Raw genomic sequence first — 17,851 nt, 5'->3', positions numbered from 1 at the left:
TTTTTTTATTAAACAAAGTAGCATCTTTCGTTATAATAACAATTAATAAATGACGATTGAGAGGACAAGAAATGAAATCTATATACATAACCGGCTACATGGGAGCAGGGAAAACAACAATTGGAAAAGCGTTAAGTAAAGAACTTCAAATGGATGTTGTAGATACTGATCAAAAAATCGAAGAGAAGCAAGAGAAGGCAATTCGTGATATTTTTGCCGAAGAAGGTGAAATGGCTTTTCGCGAATATGAAAGTGAAATGTTACGTTCACTACCGAGTCGTAATGTAATCATTACAACTGGTGGGGGAATTATTGAACGAGCGGAAAATCGCAAGTGGATGAAAGAGAACGGAACTGTCGTGTATTTATATTGTGATCCGCATGTAATTGCAGAAAGGCTTCGGGAAGATACGACACGTCCACTATTTCAAAAGAAAGATATAGATGCATTCGTAAAGAAATTTGAATCACGCCGAGCTTATTATGAAGAGGCTCATATTCATATCGATACGACAAATAAGTCTGTAAAGCAAATTATGAATGAATTAAAGGAAAAGATTAATGTATAAAAAAGTGGACATACTAATCAAGTAGAGGTGATGATAATATGTCTACTAATGATTATGTTCGCTTTGTGACGCAGCAGTTTGTGTCGTATATGGATGCTCCAAAAGAAGATCGAAAACAAAAGAAAGAACAACGCCGTGCTGAAAAAGAGCCATTTATGAATAAGTGGTTTGGTGTTATGCCGCTGAGTGCTGCTTTGTTTTACCGAAATGTAAAAAGTAAAAGAAAAAAATCAAGTTAAATTTTAGTCATATGTTTAGCAAACCAAAAATCCCCTAGTGTCTTATTACACTAGGGGATTTTTATTTACTGCACGGATTCTTGTTCTTCCGTAACGGCATGTATTTTATTGTTCACCCATACGAATCCTATTCCGATACAAATAGAAATGCCCCAGCCGACAGCGGTCATAATCGCTCTCATTTCACCATAGCCATCTACACCAAAAACAGAGATGAAATAAATTTTTAAAAAGCTTTTTAATATAAATTGCAGTCCGAAAAATAACGTTAAATATTGCAGTGCTGGATATATACGACTATCACGATAAAGCTCACGACTTTTATCGCGGTCATGGCCTTGCAGTGCGGCAATATCCGCAGCGAAATATAACATGAGTGGTTTTTTTATGAAAATTGTACAGATGACGATAATACCGAGTACGATGTGATAATATGCATCATTCCACAACATTCGTTCAGCTGACCCAGATAATAAATCTACCGTTGTATTAGAAATGAGTGTAATTAAAATAAAGAACCCTGTCACGTTAAACTGTTTTTCTTTTTTAAAGGTATACAGTGTATAAATAATCCCCGGAACAGAGGAAAGTAACATCGCGTAATAAGGATCGATATAAGGTTTTGCAAATTTCCAAATGAGGAATGGGATTACGAGATAAAAGACAAGATCTAATATAGCTTTTTTATTTTGATTCATACAAAGCCTCCTTAAGTCATACATATATTTTATAATATAATTTCTGAAAATTGTATAAGGTTTAATGGAAAAAGAAAAAATATATCAATTTTCGAGGGGTTAGTAGATTGAAAAAAATTGCCCCTAGCGTAGTAAGTTTTTTTAGTATATAATAAAGGAAACGCTTTCATTTTGATTTGTTCACAAAATGGACGGAAAATCACATATTTACTATCGATATGTTGCTTTATAATGAAACTAATTAAATATACATGCATACAATATTGTGAAATAAATAACATAAATAATCTATATAAATGTAAACGTTATCAAAAGAGAGAGGTGGAGACAATGAGTAAATTTTTCTTCAATCATAATCCAGCAACAGTAGAGGATGGAAGGCTTGTTAAATATGCTGAAATTATTTATGGAGAAGGTGGCCGTTCTGTATTAGAAAATTTAATGGTGAAGGCATCTATCAGATTGCGTGATCGTTATCCGAATAAATCTGACGAGCAGATCTCGAACCTAGTAAATAAAGGCATCCATGATATGTTTCAAAAATATGTGAGCGAGTAAGAGTGGCCAATGGCTGCTCTTATTTTTTTGTATAAGGATTGTAACTCTAGCTGAAAATAAACATGTATTCTGAAAAACGTAAAAAGGAGTGGGAAAGATGAGCAATGGAATTGGACGTTCGAAAGAAAATCTTCCAACTGATGCAAATCATGTGAGCGCGAAGGATCGTGCGTATCAAAAACGCATGGCAAAGCAAAAACAACAAGAGCGTAATGAGGATAGAGAATAACTCGAAATAAAGCTCCTTCTAAAGCAGAAGGAGCTTTATTTTGATAGAAAATGATTCGCGGTAACATAAAAGAGTCCACCGTTAATAATTTGCACTGTAATACGTGGTTCATACTGTTCTTGCAGAGCTTGTTTTTCAATTTCATAGCTCTCAGGAAGTTCGTCACTTTCTTCATAAAAACGGTTTAAAAGGTCTAAATCATGATTCCAACGCACTCTTGCTTCTTTTGCCCACGTATGGTCATCTTCTGCAATTATATTTTTTAAAGCGTCTTCTATACGTTGTAAACCACTTTGCGGTTTAATGATGGGCGAGAGCGTAAAACAAAAATCAGGTATTTTTGGTGTAAGTTTAATGTTTGTTAATGTTTCATGGAAGTTTGCTATCATTGTTCCAGAAATGAGATGAATACCAATCGAGTGAAGGATATCTTTTTTTCGATCACATTGATAGGAAACTTTTATATTAATACCGAGCCAAGGGTGGAGCGGTGTATGTGTTGCCCCATTATGTCTTACATCCTCATATAAACGTATGTATGAGCCTAATTCTTTTGTCGTTTGGAAAATTTGATGTAGACGTGGTGAACCGTAGTGAATAAGCTCACCATCATTTTCTTCATTTGCTGGATTTGTAATAAGAGTAAGGCGCATCGGATTCGGTACGCCTCCCGTTTTCTCAAGATAGTGCCAATAAAAAGGGCGATTCATTAATAGTTTATCCATCTCAATTGTTAACTGTACATCTAATAAATGAGGAGAACGTTCTAAAATTTCACAGTTATTCGCCTCAAAGAAATTGTATAAGTAATTATGAATTTCATGTTGCTGCATAGCCTTGCACCTCAGCTTCATTTCGTTTCGCAAAGTCGATAATAGATGTTAAGTTTTCCATCTTAATTCTAATTTCACCTTCGCTTTTTGATTGCGCGAAAATTTCTTGAATGTGCGCGTCGATGTTTTTCATATTAATTCTCGTTAAAATTTCATCGAGTTCACCGATAACACGCTCGAATAAGTTGATTTTTTCATATAACAGTTTCAGAATATGTTCTTCAACAGTATGCTTTGTAGCTAAGTTATAAATATGAACATCATTTTTTTGACCGAGACGGTGAATACGTCCGATTCTTTGCTCAAGACGCATTGGATTCCATGGCAAATCATAATTGATCATATGGCTACAAAACTGTAAGTTAATCCCTTCACCACCAGCTTCAGTTGCAATTAATACTTGTGCGTGGTTTTGGAAAAGCTCCTTCATCCAATCTTTCTTCCCGCGTTTAAACCCGCCGCGGAATGGAACGGAAGAAATACCGTGTTGTTGTAAAAACCATTGTAAGTACATTTGTGACGCTCGATATTCTGTGAAGATAACGACTTTATCGTCAATTTCTTTTATAAGCTCAAGAGCTTTATTTGCTTTTGAGTTGAAAGGAATATGATTAATTTTGTCCATTAGCACATCGATATGTGGATCTTTTATATAATGTTCGTTTTCTTTCTGTCTTTTTTCTACATGCTTTTTCAATGAATAGTAAACAGCCTCACGACTACTACACGCTTCCCGTTTTAAAGTTAACGATGAGAAAGCAGATGTGAAGGCGTCTTGTCCTCGCCAATTCTCGATATCATTATATAGAGCTTGTTCTTGTTCATTAAACTCAACAAAAATTGTACGTACATGTCTCTTCGGCCAATCGATACCGGTATTATGTCGTCTATTTCGCACCATTACTTTATTAATGAGAGCTTTTAAGTCTTCATCTGATTCGGCTGAACGATTTTTGGAAGCGTAATATTCTTCAAAGTTGGATTGATTGCCTAAATGTCCTGGCTTTAATAAAGAAACAAGGTTAAAAATTTCATCAATCTTATTTTGAACAGGAGTAGCGGTTAGTAATAAGCAAAACTTCTTTTTTAATCGTTGTGCAAATTCATAGTTTTTTGTTTTATTATTTTTCAGTTTATGTGCTTCATCGATAATAATAAGGTCATATTCCAAGTTCAACACGATATCGCGATGTGGTGAACGTTTCGCAGTATCAATTGATGATACGATTACGTCAGCTTGTTCCCATGAGTAGCTTTTCTTTTGTGCTACAGCGGGAATGAAAAACTTTGTATTCAGTTCGTATGCCCATTGTGATACGAGAGAAGCTGGGACAAGTATAAGTACCTTTTTCACAAGCCCGCGGACCATGTATTCTTTCAAAATAAGTCCAGCTTCGATTGTTTTTCCAAGGCCTACTTCATCTGCTAGAATCGCTTTACCGTTCATTTGTTCAATCACATTTTGAGCGACTTCTAATTGATGCGGAAGCGGTGTGAAATGGGATAAATGTTTCGGTGCTTGTAGTCCATCAAAAGTAGGAACAAGTAACGATTTTTCTGTTTCATAAGCTAAGTGATATAAATCCCAATTTGTCCAAGGACCATCTTCGTCAATTCTATTTAAAAAATTGTTTTGCCATGTCCGATCTACGGAAATATCGACATTCATTACAACTCTCCCACCTTTTATAAACTAAAGTAATTATTTTTAATGTATGATGATTTTCCTTAAAAGAAGGCATAATTATCGTTATTAAAGGCTATATGATAGACAATAATAAAGTATTAAATCTCAAAAGCTGTATTTATTGTGTTTTAGCATAAAAAATTCTAAATTATTTTTTATGCTAGAATATTGATGAAATATAGCGAATGATGTTAGGATAATGGTGTGAAATGTGTGGAATCTTTCGTATTTTATCCAAGAAAGTGATTTTTTATTTACGCTTTCATAAAAAAATATAATGAGATTCCGTATATCCTATCTTTTCAGAATGAAAATGTTTAGAAAAGGGAAGCAACTTTTATTGATTTGTCAAAGCATAAGGGGGAGAGAGCATGATTACATTACAACGTACACCGTTATTTGATGTATACGCGAAGTATGGTGGAAAAACAATCGACTTCGGTGGTTGGGAATTACCAGTTCAATTTTCAAGCATTAAAGAAGAACACGAAGCTGTACGTACAGCTGCAGGTTTGTTCGATGTATCTCATATGGGAGAAGTTGAAGTAAAAGGTGTAGATAGTTTAGCATTTTTACAACGTGTTGTTACAAATGACGTATCTACCTTAAAGGTAGGGGGCGCACAATATACAGCTATGTGCTACGAAAATGGTGGTACAGTAGATGATTTATTAATCTACAAACGTGGTGAAGAAGACTATTTATTAGTAATCAATGCATCAAATATCGAGAAAGATTACGAATGGCTAGCAAGTCATGTAATTGGCGATGCGACAGTAGTCAATGTTTCTAGTGAAGTTGCACAGCTTGCAATTCAAGGACCAAAAGCAGAAGGCATTTTACAAAAAGTTGTGTCAGAAGATTTGAAAGAAATTAAGTTCTTTAAATTTAAAAACGATATTCTTGTAGATGGAATTCCAGCACTTGTATCTCGTACAGGTTACACAGGTGAAGATGGATTCGAAATTTACTGTAAGAGTGAAGATGCTGCAAAACTTTGGGAGAAACTTCTTGAAGTTGGAGCAGAAGAGGGCTTAAAAGCATGTGGTTTAGGTGCTCGTGATACACTTCGATTCGAAGCAACATTACCACTTTATGGACAAGAATTATCAAAAGATATTACACCGATTGAGGCTGGAATTGGCTTTGCGGTAAAAACAAATAAAGAAGCAGACTTCTTTGGAAAAGCAACGTTAAAAGAGCAAAAAGAAAACGGTGCGCCTCGTAAATTAGTCGGCATCGAAGTAATCGAACGTGGAATTCCTCGTACGCATTACCCTGTATTTATTGGTGAAGAAAAAATTGGGGAAGTAACGAGTGGTACACAATCTCCAACGTTAAAGAAAAGCATTGGTTTAGCACTAATTGATGTAAAATACGCAGCAGTTGATACAGAAGTAGAAATTGAAATTCGTAATAAACGCGTCAAAGCAGTAGTTGTTCCAACACCATTTTACAAACGTTCAAAGTAACGGGGAGAGGGGTAGATTTCATGTTGCATCGTTATCTTCCAATGACAGAAGAAGACAAAAAAGAAATGTTACAAACGATCGGCGTTCAAACGATCGATGAATTATTCTCTGATATTCCAGAGAGTGTTCGTTTTAAAGGGGATTTAAAAATTAAAGAAGCAAAATCAGAGCCAGAGCTTTTAAAAGAGCTATCTCAAATGGCTAGTAAAAATGCTAACTTAAAAGAATACGCTTCTTTCTTAGGAGCAGGCGTATACGATCATTATGCTCCAGTAATTGTAGATCATGTTATTTCTCGCTCAGAATTTTATACAGCTTACACACCATACCAACCGGAAATTTCACAAGGGGAATTACAAGCAATCTTTGAATTCCAAACAATGATTTGTGAATTAACAGGAATGGATGTAGCAAACTCTTCTATGTATGACGGGGGGACAGCTTTAGCTGAAGCGGCAATGTTAGCAGCTGGCCATACTCGCAAAAAGAAAATTCTTGTATCTAGCGCGGTTCATCCAGAATCAAGAGCAGTGCTTGAAACGTATGCAAAAGGTCAAAATCTTGAAGTTGTTGAAATTAATCATAAAGATGGTGTAACAGATTTAGACGTATTACAAAGTGAAGTAGATGATACAGTTGCTTGTGTAATCGTTCAATATCCAAACTTCTTCGGACAAGTTGAAAAATTAGCTGATATTGAAAAAATCGTTCATCAACAAAAATCATTATTTATCGTTTCTTCAAATCCATTATCATTAGGCGCATTAACACCACCAGGGAAATTTGGTGCTGATATTGTAATCGGTGATGCACAACCATTCGGTATTCCAACGCAGTTTGGTGGACCGCACTGTGGTTACTTTGCAACAACGAAAGCATTTATGCGTAAAATTCCAGGACGTCTTGTTGGACAAACTGTAGATTCAGATGGTAAACGTGGATTTGTATTAACGTTACAAGCACGTGAACAGCATATTCGTCGTGATAAAGCGACATCTAACATTTGTTCAAACCAAGCGTTAAATGCATTAGCAGCTTCTGTTGCAATGACGGCACTTGGCAAACAAGGTGTGAAAGAAATGGCACGTCAAAACATTTCTAAAGCACAATATGCAAAACGTCAATTTGAAGCGAAAGGCTTCACAGTAACATTTGCTGGACCATTCTTCAATGAGTTTGTTGTAGATTGCAAACGTCCAGTGAAAGAAGTAAACGATGCATTATTACAAAAGAATATTATCGGCGGTTACGATCTAGGCCGTGATTATAAAGAGCATGAAAACCATATGCTTGTAGCAGTAACTGAGCTTCGTACAAAAGAGGAAATTGACACACTTGTAAACGAAATGGGGGCTATCCAATGAAGAACCAAGACCAAGCACTTATCTTTGAAGTGAGTAAAGAAGGACGCATAGGATATAGCTTACCCAAATTAGATGTAGAAGAAGTGAAACTAGAAGATGTGTTTGAGAGCGATTATATTCGAGTAGAAGATGCAGAGCTACCAGAAGTATCTGAACTTGATATTATGCGCCACTATACAGCACTTTCAAACCGTAACCACGGTGTGGATTCTGGATTCTATCCACTTGGATCTTGTACGATGAAATATAATCCGAAAATTAATGAGAGTGTAGCTCGTTTCGCAGGATTTGCAAATATTCATCCGTTGCAAGATGAAAAGACAGTACAAGGTGCAATGGAATTAATGTACGACTTACAAGAGCATTTAATTGAAATTACAGGTATGGATACTGTTACTTTACAACCAGCAGCTGGTGCACACGGAGAATGGACAGGTTTAATGTTAATTCGTGCATACCATGAAGCGAATGGTGACTTTAACCGTACGAAAGTAATTGTGCCTGACTCTGCTCACGGAACGAACCCAGCATCTGCAACTGTAGCTGGTTTTGAAACAATTACAGTAAAATCAAATGAAAATGGCCTTGTTGACTTAGAAGACTTAAAACGTGTTGTAAACGAAGAAACAGCAGCACTTATGTTAACAAATCCTAATACATTAGGTCTATTCGAAGAAAATATTTTAGAAATGGCAGAAATCGTCCATAATGCAGGCGGTAAATTATACTATGATGGTGCAAACTTAAATGCGGTATTAAGCCAAGCACGCCCAGGAGATATGGGATTTGACGTTGTGCATTTAAACCTTCATAAAACATTTACAGGTCCTCACGGCGGTGGTGGCCCAGGTTCTGGTCCAGTAGGTGTGAAAGCTGATTTAATTCCGTACTTACCAAAACCGATTTTAGAGAAAACCGAAAATGGTTATCACTTCAACTACGACCGTCCAGAAGCAATTGGTCGTGTGAAACCATTCTATGGTAACTTCGGAATTAACGTTCGTGCATACACGTATATTCGCTCTATGGGGCCAGATGGATTGCGTGCAGTAACTGAGTATGCGGTATTAAATGCGAACTATATGATGAGAAGATTAGCGCCATTCTACGATCTTCCATTCGATAGACATTGTAAACATGAATTTGTATTATCAGGTCGTCGTCAAAAGAAACTTGGTGTACGTACATTAGATATTGCAAAACGTCTGCTTGATTTCGGTTATCATCCACCAACAATTTACTTCCCATTAAATGTGGAAGAATGTATTATGATTGAGCCGACAGAAACAGAATCAAAAGAAACATTAGATGGTTTCATTGATAAGATGATTCAAATCGCTAAAGAAGTAGAAGAAAATCCAGAAGTTGTACAAGAAGCACCGCATACGACAGTCATTAAACGTTTAGACGAAACGATGGCTGCACGTAAACCAGTTTTACGTTATGCGAAGCCAGCTCCTGTACAAGTTTGATTAAAATAACAAAGGAAGAACTCGCTGAGGCGGGTTCTTTTTTTGTATGGATAATTTGTCCCGCATTAACGGACAGTAAACTCCCAACTCAAAACTTAGCTGGTGCAAAGAAGCCAGGTGGGAGATAAACTGTCCGTAAATGCCCGATTGGTTCAACTAATAATCAGTGGGGATGAACAAAAATCCCCACTGATTAAAGTTTCACTTTATGCAGAAATAGTGAAGAAAATGTTAAAAAAATATGTTTTTTGTTTCCTAATGGTGTAAAGGTGTAGTTTTATAGGTAGTTTTGTTGAAAAAGTCGGTTTGATAAAAGTATTTATTTTTGTTAGAATTTTATTGAAATTAAGAAGATGTGATGAGGCAAAGATTACTCATTTTTATGTATATGTGAAAAAACGAACAAGACGGGGGTGAAATTTTGGGATATCGATGTTATAGAATGGTATACCATTTAGAAAATGGAGAAACAATTAAAGATGTAAAAGAATTTTGCTATCGAGACCAAGGAAAAGTGTTAGAAAGAGTAGCAAATCGTGTAATGGATAATAGAGAAGTGACGGCGATTGATAAACAAGGAACAATCATTTCAATAGCATGTGAGGACATTGTAAAGGTGGAACTTGATTACATAACAGAAAGTTAACCTTGAGTCATATCGAATTATTCGATAAAATAAACTGTTGAATGGTGAAGTGAGAAGAGAGGAGTTTATCATGGGTAGTACAAGACACTTTTATATGTTTATCTTAGCGTTTGTTCTTGTTGTGGCATTAACGATTTACTTAATCGTTGACAGCAGCTGGTACAACACAGTTCATCCGGCATTCCTTCTGTTTATGTATATAGGAATTGCAGTAGTAAGTTTCGGAATGAGAGACGAGATGTTAGATCGCTTTGAAAAGTGATACATATACGAAAGACCAACAGGAAAATGTTGGTCTTTTTTTCTTGCCAAAAATAGGATGGTGTGTATATACTGTATATATAAGGTATATACAGTATATACACAAACTGGAGGAAAACATGAATATTATTATTTCGAATTCTTCCCAAGACCCTATTTATGTGCAAATAAGAAAACAATTAAGCCAGCTTATTTTAAATGGCGGTTTAAAGGGTGGAGATCAATTACCGTCTATTCGTAGCTTAGCGAAGGAATTACAAATTAGTGTCATTACAACGAAGCGTGCATACGAGGAGCTTGAAAAAGAAGGATATATAGAAACTGTTGCTGGGAAGGGGACCTATGTTTCACGTAAAAATAATGAACTATTAAAAGAACAAAGGCTTCGCCTATTGGAAAGTAAAGCGGAAGAGATTGTGAATGAAAGTAAAGCGTTGCAGCTTTCACTTGAAGAATTACAGCAGATGATTGCGTTTTTATATAAGGGGGAATGAGAGAGATGTTAGAGTTAAAAAACGTTTGTAAAAGTTATGAAGGTTTCGCAGTGAAAAATATAAGTTTTACGTTACCACGCGGATATATTATGGGGTTTGTCGGACCGAATGGGGCCGGGAAAAGTACGACGATCAAAATGATTATGAATTTAATTAAAAAAGATAACGGAGATATAAAAATTTTTGGCAAGGACAATAAGAAAGCTGAAAAGGAAATAAAACAAAATATCGGCTTTGTATATGATGAAAATCATTATTACGAAGATTTAACGTGTGAACAAATGAAGCGTATTATTGCACCGTTATATAAAAAGTGGGACGAAGAGCAGTATCAATCGTATATGCATAGATTACAAGTTCCAAAGTATAAAAAAATTAAAGAATTATCAAAAGGAATGAAAATGAAATTTGCGATTGCAATCGCACTTTCGCACCACGCAGAGTTTATTATTATGGACGAACCGACAGCAGGGTTAGATCCAGTTGTTCGAAGTGAATTACTTGATATGTTGCAAGAAATTGTAATGGAAGATGAAGTATCCGTATTATTCTCAACGCACATTACAACAGATTTAGAGCGCATTGCAGATTATGTTACGTTCATCAATGATGGAGAAATTATATTTACTGGTGAAAAAGAAGACTTAATGGAGAACTACGTAATCGTAAAAGGCAGTAATGATTTATTAGACCGAGAAGGAAAAGAACTATTTGTTGGATTACGAAAAAGTAAGTTTGGTTTTGAAGGTTTAGCGAAGGATAAACAAGGAATCATCGATTGGTTTGGAAATGAGGTTGTACTAGAAAAGCCTACATTAGATGACATTATCGTTTACACTGCGAAAGGGAGAGGTGCCTATGCGTCAGCTCGTATATAAAGATTTGTTCTTTTTTCGGGTAATGTGGTTAGTGAATTTTGTTATGCCTCTTTTGTTTTTTATGTTAGAGCCAAGTGGTGAATTTTTATTTCCGATGAGTTGTCTATTTATAACCCTCTCCTCCGTTATGACGTTAACCTTTATGGATGAAAGAAATAAAAGTGACATTATTATAAATAGTTTACCAGTAAGTCGGAAGGATATCATTATTGCTAGATATATTTCCTGTGCAATATTTATTGTCGGTGCCATGGTTTCAACTATGATAATTGTATTCCTTTTAAGAGGTATTGCTGTTATTGATGATATTGGTGTATACCATCCTAATTTTTATATTGAAATTCCATGGTATGTAGTGGTAAGTGGAGTGATTTATTCTTTAGTATTTGTGGCGACATTTTTTCCTAGTTATTATGGTACAAAATCAAAGGGCATGAGAAGTATAGTATCAGCGGCAGCAATGGGGATTGGTGTACTTCTTTGGATGTTTATTAGTGATGATCTGAACAAAGCTACACCACCATTTATAAATTGGATTATGAATCCATTACATTTTGGCATATTTATAGTTGGATTAATCACACTAGCTAGTGTCTATATCGTTTCTATGCTTCTTACAATTAAAATTTATGAAACGCGTGATTTATAGAGAGGAGAATTCATATGCAACAGTTGATTTTGAAGGAGTTTTTTTTACAGAAGAAGATGTTTCCTTTCTATTTTTTAATCCCTATTTTATCTATTTTTAAGAATTCCGTCGAACCAATGGGGATTGCAATAGGAGTATTTATAACATGTAGTACGATTATATATATTTCTTTTTATTATGACGAGAAAAGTAAAGCAGAAAAAGTATTAGTGAGTTTGCCTATAACGAGAAAAGAGATAATTATAGCTAAATATATTTCAAGCACATTATTTATTATGGCTGGTTTGAGTGTAACTTTTATAGTCGTAATATTAGGGAATATTTTATTGAACAGAGATATAGTTATGCCTGGATATGCAATATTTTCAGCAATAGTAGCAACTTTGATTTATTGTGCAGTAACGATACCGACTAATTACATTGGGGGATATAAAGTTATTACTGTCTTGAATTTGATTATGCTTTTTCCTTTAATGGGTATGATTGGTCTTATGTGCAATATTTTTGGTGATAAAACAATTATGTTAAAAGTACTTCACTCTCAAGAGGCTACACAAGCAATGGGTGTTCTTAGTATCGGAGTATTAGTGAGTATATTCGTATCCATGTTCCTCTCAATGAAAATGTTTCAGGAGGCAGAGTTATAGAAGGGACATTTTCATATTAGGAGGTGTAATACATGATCAAGCAACTAATTTTAAAAGATTTCATCATTCAATGGAAATTTTTAATTTGGTACATACTGTATCCTGTTTTCTTTTATATGGCCTTAACAGATACGGAAAATTTATTCATCATTATGTCAGTAATTATTACAATTGGGGCAACAGTAAAAACATTTGAAGCAGATAGTAAAAATGAGAGTGAAGTTATAGTAAATAGTTTACCAATATTGAGAAAACAAATTGTGTATGCGAAATATATAGTAGCAATAATTATTCTTTTTATAAGTGTAACGGTCGGTTGTTTCACGATAGGAATGAAGAGCGAGGTTAACTTATTTGAATTTATTGAAACGACAATGGTTGCTAGTATTAGCTTTATTTTAGTGTATTTAAGCTTTGTTCTACCAATATCTTTTTGGTTAGGATATAAAAAAACTATTCTTATTACAATAGTAATATTCATGGCGCCGATTGTTATTTTAGAAACTTTGTTTCAAATCAACTTGGAACAAATTCAATTATATAACAGCATGTTATTCGTTAGTTCAATATGCATGTTCATAATATCTATCTTTGTTTCAGTAAAAATATATAAAAAAAGAGAATTTTAAAAGGTGCCTTAAAAAAAGGCACCTTCTTCAATAACGACAATACGAGAGCAGTAGTTTATAAAAAGAAACGCTATTTGGCACATCTTTCGGAGTATGTAATATAAAGCTGAAAACGATGATGAGAATAAGAAATAGGAAAAATAAAAATAGGATTTGCTTATGTATAGAATTTTGCATATTATCCACTCCTTTTTTGGGTAGTATGTCCAAAAGAAAGGAATGTATGAAAAAAATTGGAGGGGGAACAATGGGGAAACGAAAATTGTTATTTGAAATAGGAGTATTATTTTTGTCAATAGGTCTTTTGTTATCAAATTTTTATTCAGACATACCATCACCGTTTCCTAATTTGCATAAAGGAATTGGTATAAGTATTGTTATAATTGGTCTGTTTTGTCTTATCACATCTAACTTCTACAGAAAGTCTGAATGAATATAAAAAAGGACAGTTACTCTTTTTCAGAAGTACTGTCCTTTTTAAATAACTTATTCCATAGTTTGGCGATACTCCATATAATGACGATTGCAATGGAGGCGATAATGGACCAAACAATCGATATAATTTCAAGTGTCATGTTAGGAAGGAATGTGAGAATGGATAATACTTTATGAAACAATGATTCTATTATATGAAAACTTATTTGTAATAGAATGACGATACAAAGTGTGATCCATGCTAATATTTTCTTTCCTTGTTCTTTCCACATGACATTCACCTCACGTTAGCTTAATAGTTTTAAGCCAACAGCGCCGCATAAAATGCAGCTTAAGAAAGCAAGACGACGCCAATCCGCTGATTCTCGGAAAATAAGGATGCCTAGAAGTGCGCTTCCGGCAGTTCCAATTCCAGTCCAAATCGCGTAAGCAGTTCCCATCGGTAATGTGTTCATCGCAAGAGATAAGAAGAAGAAGCTTACGCCGAAGTTAGCGATCAAGATAACTTTTGGTGCCCAGCCTTTCTTTTCAGTGGCTACTTTCATAAAGAGTACACCAATAATTTCACAAATACCAGCTAGAATTAAAAATACCCAAGCCATTTTATGCAGCCTCCTTCGCTTCTTTTTCTTCTGTTACTCGTTTTAAACCAATTACTCCGAAGAAGATTAAACCGATTAATAAAACTTTTACGATAGAGAAAGGTTCTCCGAAAACGAAAATCTCAGTAAGAACGATTCCACCAGCTCCAATACCTGTAAAGACTGCGTATACAGTGCCGACAGGTAAATCTTTATAAGCTCTAAATAATAAGACGAAACTAATTGTAATTAATAGAGCAACACCAGCCCATTCAAGTGGTGCTTCCGCGTGTTTTAATCCAATCACCCAAAAGATTTCAATAATACCAGCTAAGATTACATAAATCCATGCCATTTGTCATTTCTCCTTCCTACCAGTCGTTAGGTAAAGGGCTTAAAAACGACGCATTGCAAAGGAGCAATCCGTCAGTTTGAAAGGCCTCGCCAAAATACTTGCCAAGAGGCGTTTAAACGAGTCTCAAAGCGATTTAAACCTGCGAATAGTAGTTCAACCATAAGTCCGTCCAGTAAGCATAGGAAAGCTTCTAGAGCGTCTTTCACTTCAATGTTATGCAGTTCACTTTGCTCGTTTGCCTGTTTAAATATAGGGAATAAAAGTTTTCCGACGTTTTCAATGTGCGCATTCGCTTTTTCGATAATTTGTTCGCGAAATGCATCAGGCGGAAAATAAGAAGTTCGTAACCAAAACATTGATTCTTCACTTTCACCAAATCGTTTTGCGTAGCCCTTTAGTAATTGTAAGAGCAATTCTTCAGTAGACGAATTTGAAAATTTTTCGATATCGTCAGTGAAGCTTTGTAAATCTTTTTGAAGAGCGGATTCTAAGCATATAAAATATAGCTCTTCTTTTCCTTTAAAGTGTGCGTAAATCGATGGCTTTTTAATCCCAACTTCTTGAGCAATATTTGCTAATGAAGTTCCTTCGTAGCCGTAGCGTGCGAAATGAGAAAGTGCTACAGCTTTAATGCGGTTTGCTGTCATTTTTATCCCCTACCTACCGTTCGTTAGGTTCATTATATGAGATGGAAAATATAAAGTCAATAGGTGAAGAGCTGAAAAAGAGCGTTATAGGTAACGCTCTTTTTAGACAGTCTCTCGCTCAATTAAATGGAATGAAAGCTCTTTTGTACTGCCGACAATTTGCTCGCTTTGAATCTGCTTATGAAATAAAGAAAAAGCATGTGAGCCCATTGCGAGACCGGGATGTTCAATTGTGGAAATTTCTAATGCCTTTGAAATTTCATGATTATCAAATCCAAGGATAGCAAGGTCTTCAGGTACTCCAATACCATGTTTTCGAGCCTCTGTTAATAAACCAGCTGCAACTTGATCGTTCGCTGTGAAAATAGCAGTTGGACGATTTGTCATATTTAAAATACGATGGAGTATTTGTGCTCCGTCCTGCATTGTATAGCATTGGTGGAAAATCCATTCAGGATGCAACGTTTTCCCTTCGTTACGAAGTGTATCGGCGAACGCTTTTTCTCGCTCCATGGAATTTACACTTGTTTTTCTTGCTAAACAAATTCCGATTTTTTCATGGCCTCTACTTAGTAAATAGGCAGTACCGAGACGGAAACCTTCATAATGATCTACGTAGATGGATGAAATGAGGGGATGCTTCATTTTTTCACATGAAATAATAGGGGCAAATTTTGCAAAAGGTTCGATTTGTTCCCAAGAGCTCGTTCGGGAGCAAATAATCATCCCATCAAATTGTTTCATTTTCATCATTTCAAGAACACGAATTTCTTCAATGCTATCGTAATTCGTTTGACATAAATTAATGTGATATCCGGCAGCTAACGCTTCGTTTCCGATTCCTTCAATAATCGTACTGAAGTAGGGGAGGTTAATGAAAGGAAGCATAACGCCAATTGTATATGTTTTCCCTCTTATTAAATGGACAGCATTTATATTTTTTGCGTAGTTTAATTCTTCAACAGCATCTAGAACACGCTTACGCTTTTCTTCTTTTACGTAAGGGTGATTATTCAGGACACGAGAAACAGTTGATATCGATACACCAGCAGTTTTAGCAATTTGTTTTATATTGGCCATATGTATCACCTCTTTCCCTTATTATAAAGGGAAAATAATAAGAAAGAAAAAATCTTGACCTGAAAAGCTTTTCACAAACTATGGTATTAATAAGACTTCTTTTTATTCGCGTAACCTTTTCACTTGGGCGTAAGAATGATAGGGGTCTTTTTTGTTTGCAAAAAGTGTTGTCAAATTGTGTGAGAATAACGTGGAAAGTTTTCAAAGGTGGAGTTTGGTGACAAAGCGAATATGAAGAGAATATCAACGCTTCGTTCGTTAAGAGAGCGGTATGAAAGGGCGGAAACAAATTGAAAAAAAGAATCATTTGTTTCGTGTTTTCTAGTTTCATGCTTAGTTCGTGTTCGTTTCAGCAAACGATGCAAGAAGAAAAACACTTTGTGGGAACAACAGGAGGAGCTATGGATCGTGTTACGGATCCTATTCCGCTAAAGGAACTTCCAAAATATTTTCCGGTGAAGTTTAAAGTTCCAACGTTTTTACCGTACGACATTACAAGTGATGTGAAGGGGGAAGTAAGAACGCTTGGGAAAAAGAACACTGTCTTAACGATTAAATATAAACAGAAGGAGTCAGGTAGAAATGAGTATATTGAGTTAAATGTCGCGAACTTTCCTTATAGTTTTCCGGATCTTGTGGAAGAGAAGCGATTTCAAGAACAAATGAAACTGAATAATGGAACGTCTGCTTATTTTAAAAATAAAGATGATTATGAACGTGGTGACGAATTTGCTACGCTTATATGGAAAGAGAAAGGAATTGAATATCAACTGCTGTATCGGAATGTAGAAGAGAACGATGAAAAGGTAATCAAGCAGAATTTATTATACATTGCGAATAAGATGAAATGAAAAAACTAGCTGATTTATTCAGCTAGTTTTTTGTATGTTATTATTTCTTTTTAATTTTGCCTGTCCAAGATTTAAATCCACCTTGTAATTGGTAGAAATCTTTGTAGCCTTGTTTTTTTAAGTATTGCGCTGCACGACCTGTACGGAATCCGCTTTGGCAATATAAGTAAACAGGTTGATCTTGACGAAGTTCTTTATGGCGAAGGCGAATTTGTGATAACGGAATGTTACGTGCACCTAAAATATGCCCTGCGTTATATTCGTCTGCTTCACGAATATCGATAAGCTGTGCTTTACGGTAGCCAGCGCGAAATTCTTCTTCTGTAAGAGTTTTAATTAATTTTTTCTGATAGAAGTACATCCATACAGTGTAGCCGATAAATGCTACGATTACGGCTAATAAAATAATCCAAGTTGTTGACACGATTCTATCGCTCCCTTTTTTCTTATCCTACTTTCAATATTATAATGCCCTTATGTATTTATGCAACAGATTCATTTGCATATAAGAAGAAATTTCGTATTCTTTCACAAATTTTGTCGAATTTGGTAGACTAGAGAATGTGAAAAATAATTG

25 protein-coding genes and 1 pseudogene are annotated in these 17,851 nt (G+C 35.3%); 16 read left to right on the top strand and 10 right to left on the bottom strand.

Annotation, left to right across the window (positions count from 1 at the left end):
- Window positions 1-71 precede the first annotated feature (71 nt).
- Together aroK and NST86_RS21505 are read left to right on the top strand one after the other, a co-directional pair.
- The gene (gene aroK / locus NST86_RS21510; protein WP_086424079.1) at window positions 72-569 is read left to right on the top strand and encodes a shikimate kinase AroK; all 498 of its coding nucleotides are present in this window, start codon (window positions 72-74) and stop codon (window positions 567-569) included.
- A gap of 38 nt (window positions 570-607) precedes the next feature.
- Entirely contained in the window at window positions 608-808 is a 201-nt protein-coding gene (locus NST86_RS21505; protein WP_000106083.1) for a YqzE family protein, read from the top strand.
- A 65-nt stretch (window positions 809-873) separates the two neighbouring features.
- Here the strand turns inward: NST86_RS21505 and NST86_RS21500 are convergent, their stop codons facing one another.
- Both NST86_RS21500 and NST86_RS21495 read right to left on the bottom strand, forming a co-directional pair.
- Window positions 874-1,506, bottom strand: coding sequence for a VC0807 family protein (locus NST86_RS21500; protein WP_001073111.1), 633 nt, complete (start codon window positions 1,504-1,506; stop codon window positions 874-876).
- 141 nt (window positions 1,507-1,647) lie between these two features.
- Window positions 1,648-1,763 (bottom strand): annotated as a pseudogene (locus NST86_RS21495) (GTP pyrophosphokinase).
- Between the two features lie 73 nt (window positions 1,764-1,836).
- Here NST86_RS21495 and NST86_RS21490 point away from each other — a divergent pair.
- Window positions 1,837-2,064, top strand: coding sequence for a hypothetical protein (locus NST86_RS21490; RefSeq protein ID WP_000032702.1), 228 nt, complete (start codon window positions 1,837-1,839; stop codon window positions 2,062-2,064).
- 97 nt (window positions 2,065-2,161) lie between these two features.
- Complete coding sequence (locus NST86_RS21485) at window positions 2,162-2,293, top strand: hypothetical protein (protein ID WP_000064668.1); 132 nt, start codon at window positions 2,162-2,164, stop codon at window positions 2,291-2,293.
- 35 nt (window positions 2,294-2,328) lie between these two features.
- Here NST86_RS21485 and NST86_RS21480 read toward each other — a convergent pair whose 3' ends face one another.
- Window positions 2,329-3,126, bottom strand: coding sequence for a YqhG family protein (locus tag NST86_RS21480; protein ID WP_086424078.1), 798 nt, complete (start codon window positions 3,124-3,126; stop codon window positions 2,329-2,331).
- Complete coding sequence (locus NST86_RS21475) at window positions 3,113-4,795, bottom strand: DEAD/DEAH box helicase (protein ID WP_001100037.1); 1,683 nt, start codon at window positions 4,793-4,795, stop codon at window positions 3,113-3,115. Before NST86_RS21475 ends, NST86_RS21480 begins: the two co-directional genes overlap by 14 nt.
- A gap of 389 nt (window positions 4,796-5,184) precedes the next feature.
- On the opposite strand from NST86_RS21475, the gene gcvT reads away from it, so the two are divergent.
- From gcvT to NST86_RS21420, 11 genes are all read left to right on the top strand, one after another.
- Window positions 5,185-6,285: a glycine cleavage system aminomethyltransferase GcvT gene (gene gcvT / locus NST86_RS21470; RefSeq protein ID WP_000631769.1), complete on the top strand. Its 1,101-nt coding sequence runs from the start codon at window positions 5,185-5,187 to the stop codon at window positions 6,283-6,285.
- A gap of 20 nt (window positions 6,286-6,305) precedes the next feature.
- Window positions 6,306-7,649, top strand: a complete 1,344-nt coding sequence (gene gcvPA, locus NST86_RS21465) for an aminomethyl-transferring glycine dehydrogenase subunit 1 (protein ID WP_000903240.1) — start codon at window positions 6,306-6,308, stop codon at window positions 7,647-7,649.
- Window positions 7,646-9,121 (top strand): aminomethyl-transferring glycine dehydrogenase subunit 2, encoded by a 1,476-nt coding sequence (gene gcvPB / locus NST86_RS21460; protein ID WP_000795702.1) that lies wholly within the window; start codon window positions 7,646-7,648, stop codon window positions 9,119-9,121. The genes gcvPA and gcvPB overlap by 4 nt, the downstream gene beginning before the upstream one ends.
- A gap of 442 nt (window positions 9,122-9,563) precedes the next feature.
- Complete coding sequence (locus NST86_RS21455) at window positions 9,564-9,767, top strand: DUF3929 family protein (protein ID WP_000262496.1); 204 nt, start codon at window positions 9,564-9,566, stop codon at window positions 9,765-9,767.
- A 70-nt stretch (window positions 9,768-9,837) separates the two neighbouring features.
- Window positions 9,838-10,029 carry a hypothetical protein gene (locus tag NST86_RS21450; protein ID WP_000535933.1) on the top strand — a complete coding sequence of 64 codons (192 nt, stop codon included), beginning with the start codon at window positions 9,838-9,840 and terminating at the stop codon, window positions 10,027-10,029.
- Between the two features lie 118 nt (window positions 10,030-10,147).
- Window positions 10,148-10,522, top strand: coding sequence for a GntR family transcriptional regulator (locus NST86_RS21445; RefSeq protein ID WP_001021353.1), 375 nt, complete (start codon window positions 10,148-10,150; stop codon window positions 10,520-10,522).
- Between the two features lie 5 nt (window positions 10,523-10,527).
- Complete coding sequence (locus NST86_RS21440; RefSeq protein WP_000891308.1) at window positions 10,528-11,400, top strand: ABC transporter ATP-binding protein; 873 nt, start codon at window positions 10,528-10,530, stop codon at window positions 11,398-11,400.
- On the top strand, window positions 11,381-12,049 hold the full coding sequence (locus NST86_RS21435) for an ABC-2 transporter permease (protein WP_001249565.1): 669 nt from the start codon (window positions 11,381-11,383) through the stop codon (window positions 12,047-12,049). Before NST86_RS21440 ends, NST86_RS21435 begins: the two co-directional genes overlap by 20 nt.
- Window positions 12,050-12,063: 14 nt before the next feature.
- Window positions 12,064-12,696, top strand: coding sequence for an ABC-2 transporter permease (locus tag NST86_RS21430; protein WP_001186566.1), 633 nt, complete (start codon window positions 12,064-12,066; stop codon window positions 12,694-12,696).
- Window positions 12,697-12,728: 32 nt separating this feature from the next.
- A complete protein-coding gene (locus NST86_RS21425; protein WP_000595338.1) occupies window positions 12,729-13,325 on the top strand; it encodes an ABC-2 transporter permease in 597 nt (198 codons plus the stop codon).
- 247 nt (window positions 13,326-13,572) lie between these two features.
- Window positions 13,573-13,758, top strand: coding sequence for a hypothetical protein (locus NST86_RS21420; RefSeq protein ID WP_000518066.1), 186 nt, complete (start codon window positions 13,573-13,575; stop codon window positions 13,756-13,758).
- 16 nt (window positions 13,759-13,774) lie between these two features.
- Here NST86_RS21420 and NST86_RS21415 read toward each other — a convergent pair whose 3' ends face one another.
- The 5 genes from NST86_RS21415 to NST86_RS21395 form a co-directional block, all read right to left on the bottom strand.
- Window positions 13,775-14,032, bottom strand: coding sequence for a DUF3975 family protein (locus tag NST86_RS21415; protein ID WP_000265427.1), 258 nt, complete (start codon window positions 14,030-14,032; stop codon window positions 13,775-13,777).
- Between the two features lie 15 nt (window positions 14,033-14,047).
- On the bottom strand, window positions 14,048-14,362 hold the full coding sequence (locus NST86_RS21410) for a DMT family transporter (protein ID WP_000312623.1): 315 nt from the start codon (window positions 14,360-14,362) through the stop codon (window positions 14,048-14,050).
- Between the two features lies 1 nt (window position 14,363).
- The gene (locus NST86_RS21405; protein WP_000312349.1) at window positions 14,364-14,696 is read right to left on the bottom strand and encodes a DMT family transporter; all 333 of its coding nucleotides are present in this window, start codon (window positions 14,694-14,696) and stop codon (window positions 14,364-14,366) included.
- A 71-nt stretch (window positions 14,697-14,767) separates the two neighbouring features.
- Window positions 14,768-15,349: a TetR/AcrR family transcriptional regulator gene (locus NST86_RS21400; RefSeq protein WP_002181118.1), complete on the bottom strand. Its 582-nt coding sequence runs from the start codon at window positions 15,347-15,349 to the stop codon at window positions 14,768-14,770.
- A 96-nt stretch (window positions 15,350-15,445) separates the two neighbouring features.
- Window positions 15,446-16,423 carry a LacI family DNA-binding transcriptional regulator gene (locus tag NST86_RS21395; RefSeq protein ID WP_227593080.1) on the bottom strand — a complete coding sequence of 326 codons (978 nt, stop codon included), beginning with the start codon at window positions 16,421-16,423 and terminating at the stop codon, window positions 15,446-15,448.
- 314 nt (window positions 16,424-16,737) lie between these two features.
- Between NST86_RS21395 and NST86_RS21390 the strand changes: the two genes are divergently transcribed.
- Entirely contained in the window at window positions 16,738-17,274 is a 537-nt protein-coding gene (locus NST86_RS21390) for a hypothetical protein (protein ID WP_025966335.1), read from the top strand.
- Between the two features lie 40 nt (window positions 17,275-17,314).
- Here the strand turns inward: NST86_RS21390 and NST86_RS21385 are convergent, their stop codons facing one another.
- The gene (locus tag NST86_RS21385) at window positions 17,315-17,698 is read right to left on the bottom strand and encodes a rhodanese-like domain-containing protein (protein WP_000108653.1); all 384 of its coding nucleotides are present in this window, start codon (window positions 17,696-17,698) and stop codon (window positions 17,315-17,317) included.
- Between the last annotated feature and the right edge of the window lie 153 nt (window positions 17,699-17,851).

It is taken from the genome of Bacillus sp. FSL L8-0199 (assembly GCF_038005705.1).
In the GTDB taxonomy this organism is placed as follows: domain Bacteria; phylum Bacillota; class Bacilli; order Bacillales; family Bacillaceae_G; genus Bacillus_A; species Bacillus_A cereus.
The sequence above is the reverse complement of the archived record's forward strand: the minus strand, read 5'-3'. Positions and strand labels throughout refer to the sequence as shown.